5 protein-coding genes and 1 pseudogene are annotated in these 3,936 nt (G+C 37.1%); 4 read left to right on the top strand and 2 right to left on the bottom strand.

Annotation, left to right across the window (positions count from 1 at the left end):
* Positions 1–117: pseudogene (locus tag AEA42_RS22330) on the bottom strand (IS5/IS1182 family transposase); the annotation flags it as partial.
* Positions 118–122: 5 nt separating this feature from the next.
* On the opposite strand from AEA42_RS22330, the gene AEA42_RS13225 reads away from it, so the two are divergent.
* A complete protein-coding gene (locus AEA42_RS13225; protein ID WP_055647968.1) occupies positions 123–800 on the top strand; it encodes a Sir2 family NAD-dependent protein deacetylase in 678 nt (225 codons plus the stop codon).
* On the opposite strand, the gene AEA42_RS13220 is transcribed toward AEA42_RS13225, so the two are convergent.
* Positions 797–1,144, bottom strand: coding sequence for a hypothetical protein (locus AEA42_RS13220; RefSeq protein WP_037428262.1), 348 nt, complete (start codon positions 1,142–1,144; stop codon positions 797–799). The genes AEA42_RS13225 and AEA42_RS13220 overlap by 4 nt on opposite strands.
* A 161-nt stretch (positions 1,145–1,305) precedes the next feature.
* Between AEA42_RS13220 and AEA42_RS13215 the strand changes: the two genes are divergently transcribed.
* The 3 genes from AEA42_RS13215 to AEA42_RS13205 all read left to right on the top strand — a co-directional run bounded on the left by AEA42_RS13215 (position 1,306) and on the right by AEA42_RS13205 (position 3,813).
* Positions 1,306–2,340, top strand: a complete 1,035-nt coding sequence (locus AEA42_RS13215; protein ID WP_055647967.1) for a WYL domain-containing protein — start codon at positions 1,306–1,308, stop codon at positions 2,338–2,340.
* Between the two features lie 182 nt (positions 2,341–2,522).
* Positions 2,523–3,218 (top strand): hypothetical protein, encoded by a 696-nt coding sequence (locus AEA42_RS13210; RefSeq protein ID WP_055647966.1) that lies wholly within the window; start codon positions 2,523–2,525, stop codon positions 3,216–3,218.
* Positions 3,219–3,297: 79 nt separating this feature from the next.
* Positions 3,298–3,813, top strand: a complete 516-nt coding sequence (locus tag AEA42_RS13205) for a hypothetical protein (protein WP_055647965.1) — start codon at positions 3,298–3,300, stop codon at positions 3,811–3,813.
* Positions 3,814–3,936: the final 123 nt, after the last annotated feature.

Genomic DNA, 3,936 nt, shown 5'->3' with positions numbered 1-3,936 from the left:
CTTAGCTTTCCACTGGGCGATAGCGTCCTCATCAATCCAGAAGGTAAGTGAGCCACGATTAATTAAGGCTTGATTGTATTGCTTCCAGTTAGTTGTTTTATAGCGAGGTTTTGACACGATTGATGGGTGAGTTGATAGGCTATGCCGATCAGATCACCAGCTATGGTTTTAGTTCAACTGATTTAGGAAACAAAGCCTTTACTGATGATAATGGACTGTGGTTGAAGTATCGGGTTGAAGAGGTTTCTTCTGCTCAGGCCTTAAAAGCGTACCCAGAAAAAGTTATCGATTTCTATAATTTCCGCAAACAGGAAGTGTTGTCAGCACACCCTAATCCAGCACACATTGCCATTGCCGAACTTGAAAAAAAATACCGGGTTAGTGTTGTAACCAGTAATGTGGATAATCTTCACGAACGAGCAGGCTCAACTCAGGTTTATCACGTTCACGGAAGTCTATTTGAGGCTCGGCATTTAGAGAGTGATGTTTCATTTAGCATCGGCGATAGGCTTTATTCGCTCGAGAATAATGAAAGGCCTCACGTCGTTTTATTTGGGGAGCAGGTTCCTAATCTTTATGAAGTAAAAAAACTATTTAAAACAGCATCTAAGGTTTTGATTGTTGGCACTTCCCTTACCGTAAAGCCTGTATGTAATCTTCCAAAATATGCACGCGGAAGAGCAGAAAAAATTCTAGTCTCTAAACATGTCAACAAACGACCTTATGGTTTTGAGTTCATCCCCTTAGATGCAATTATTGCTGTACCGCTGATAGTAAAACGCTGGCTTAATCAACATTAATGGCGACCAACTCGCTCCCCACCTACTTTAGCCAACATTGTTTCCACGATATCACTTGATGACCATTGGAAAGAAATGATGGATTTTTCGATTTTGAAAAATCCATGTGGCATCCCCTTGGAAATACCGTAATCATCCAGCATGGATGCAAAGACCCTATCCAACGCGATTTTTGATTCAAATGGCACATTCTCATCACCATCAACCAAACGCCACTTTTGGTAACTTGCATTTGAATAAGGAGGCTCTTGGCTACACGTACCAATAAAAATATATCCATTCATACTGGCAAGTGTTGGACAGATATCCAGTATCTCTTTGATAACACACGTTACCGATTTCATATCTGGCTCCGATTGGGGGTTCATTGATACTACTTAGAGATACGACATCTAAAGGCTAAAACAATTCTAGAACCATGAATGACATTATATGACTCTGGTCAATATATCATAGCCGTTAGTCATGAATAATAGCGAAATACCCTTCGAGGTTATGGTGTTACATGCAAGAAAATGATCCCGCAAACGAGCGCCGTCGCAAAAGTGCGATTTATAGAAATTTGTTGATGTTGGATAACCTTCCCACTTTCCCAGCTCGTGGTATGACCTTGTTCGAAATTCAGGCCTTACTGAAAAAGGAAGAAATTAAACTATCAATTAGAACTATTCAACGAGATCTAAAAATGCTTTCTGCATGGGCAAACCTAGGTTATAAGGACGATGACTTAGGATATCGACGTTGGTTCCGAGATTTAAAGAAGCGAAATGTGCTCGATATTCTTCCCACCTCAGAAGCATTCATGCTGGTGCTGTCGGAGCAGTTACTTCGGAGAGTATTACCGCTACATCAGAGTGACAAACTTGAAGCATGGTTAAATCAGGCCAATGTAGCACTATCCTCAAAACACCTCTATGCGAACTGGATGAAAAAAGTTCGGGTTGTCTCGGACAATTATCCCATCATCTACGATGAGCAGCACATTGACGAGCAATACCGAAAAATCATCTATGAGAGTGTACTTAATGAGAAAGTCATCTCTATTAGCTATCAGTTGAGTGAGGTGAGTGACATAAAATATTACACTCTTAATCCATTAGGTTTAATTATTAGGGAGCAAAGCCATTACCTTGTAGCCACTAAGGAAGAGTCACCAGAGGTACCTCAGCTATTCCTTTTCCACAAAATAATATCTGTCCAAAAGGAGTATTTGGGTATTACTAAACCCAAATCTTTCACTCTTGATGAGTATTACACCAAAAACCCAACAGGCTGGCTCTTAGAGGACACATTAACCACAGTAGAGCTAAAAGTTAAACATTACGCTCTGGATGTTGTTAAACACAATAAGCTTTCCATAGACCAACAGCTTGAACAGATAGATGAAACATGGTGGAAGGTGACTTTTACTTGTTACCCAACATACGACCTCATCGGTTGGATCCTTAAATTTGGTCAAGATGTCGTGTGTTTATCTCCTACTTCACTAAAACAATTTGTGGTCAAACGATTACGAGCCACTATTGAAAACTACGAGTAAGCATTATGGATAAAATAGTTAAATTAACCACATACATTTCATTGAATAACTTTAAAAATAAAAATCAGACTTTTATCTTTGATTGATTTTATATTTACACTTATTAAATCCGTTCTTAAAAAGGCATTTATGTAGAACGGTAATAACATCATGCATCATTTGCTCTATATAAGGAAAAAATTTTGAATCAACATAATTGCTTTTGGGATACTTCCTATGATACTGAAATTGAAAAATTAGGAACAATTAACAGACTTCCATGGGTAGGCAATGCTTACCGCGAACAGGAAATGAAGATACTTATTCTTGGTGAAAGTGTATACGATTGGAATCCGAAAGAGCCTGGACATATAGAAAAAATAAATAGCCCACTTAATCTTAGAATTCTTCATAAAAATCACGCTTTAGATTTCAAGCGTAACTCAAAATTTGTAAGGAATATTGAGAGAGCAATTTATGATAAAAGAAAGCCAACAGATGAAGAAAAAAAATCATTTTGGAATTCTATAACTTATCACAATCTTGTAACTCGAGTTTTAAAAAGTAAAAAGCATAGACCATCATATACTGATTATTACTCTGGATGGTGCGAATTCAATAAGTTAATTGATTTACTTGATGTAAATGAAGTTATTGTATACGGATTAGAACAAGAAAAAATCAAGTCTTTAATTGATTTTTCTGAACGAAACAACTTTACCCTTGAAATTGTAAAATTACCAGAGAAGGTGGGAAGATCTTACCCAAGAAGAATCATGATAAAAAAAGGAATAAAGGAAATTAAACTACTGTTTATTCGGCATCCAAGCTCATACTTCAGCTGGAAGAAATGGTCTCCAATCATAGCCCAGGAAATACATTATAAAAAGACTATATAGTGAGTAATTACTTTATTATCATGCTAAAACTACAATCAGTGCGTTACAGTGCTGTAGTGTTAAAGGGTAAGGTGAAATAATGCAAACAGATAGAATAGCAGAAATCATTTATGAAACGGCAATATCGGAAGATAAAGAACTTTCACTTATTGCTAATCAAGGGATATTTCATATGCCAGAGTTGGCATTTGCTTATCAATGCGGCAAAGCAATTTTAAAAGAAGCTCATACAATCTTTGATGGTTTAAATGTTACTTGGATTAGAGAGGAAAATCTTGGTAATGGTGGCCCTACAGATCTTGTTTTCAAACTGGAGAATGGAGACACCTTAGCAATAGAGTTCAAACTCAGGGATACAACAACTTCATACGAAAAGGACATAATTAAACTCTGTAAAATTACAAAACCAAATACATTAAAGATATTTTGCGCATTAATTGATGTTTTCGATTCAAAATTACCTGATGATGGGAGACAACGTTATATTGAGTCGTTGACTGGGTATAGGGTAATACCATTATTAAAAAAATCCTTTAGTACAAAACAAAATTGGTATAAATCTGATACATCCTGTGTCGTAGGAGTATGGTCCTGAAGGATCCCCTCATAAATCAGCCATAGCATAGCCATATTTGAGCAACTGATTGGCGAATAATACCCAGGCCGCCAGCAATTCTTTCTCCGTGATTTGATAATCAGGCCGCCTGAGTACCTCCAA

It is taken from the genome of Shewanella sp. Sh95, from assembly GCF_001308045.1.
In the GTDB taxonomy this organism is placed as follows: Bacteria; Pseudomonadota; Gammaproteobacteria; order Enterobacterales; family Shewanellaceae; genus Shewanella; species Shewanella xiamenensis.
Note: the sequence above shows the minus strand (reverse complement) of the source record. Positions and strands in the feature narration are given on the sequence as shown.

What these genes read in the sequence shown, in the direction of transcription:
- AEA42_RS13220 (WP_037428262.1), bottom strand. Translation starts at nt 1,144, where the DNA reads ATGAAATCGGTAACGTGTGTTATCAAAGAGATACTGGATATCTGTCCA.
- AEA42_RS13215 (WP_055647967.1), top strand. Translation starts at nt 1,306, where the DNA reads ATGCAAGAAAATGATCCCGCAAACGAGCGCCGTCGCAAAAGTGCGATT.
- AEA42_RS13205 (WP_055647965.1), top strand. Translation starts at nt 3,298, where the DNA reads ATGCAAACAGATAGAATAGCAGAAATCATTTATGAAACGGCAATATCG.
- AEA42_RS13225 (WP_055647968.1), top strand. Translation starts at nt 123, where the DNA reads ATGGGTGAGTTGATAGGCTATGCCGATCAGATCACCAGCTATGGTTTT.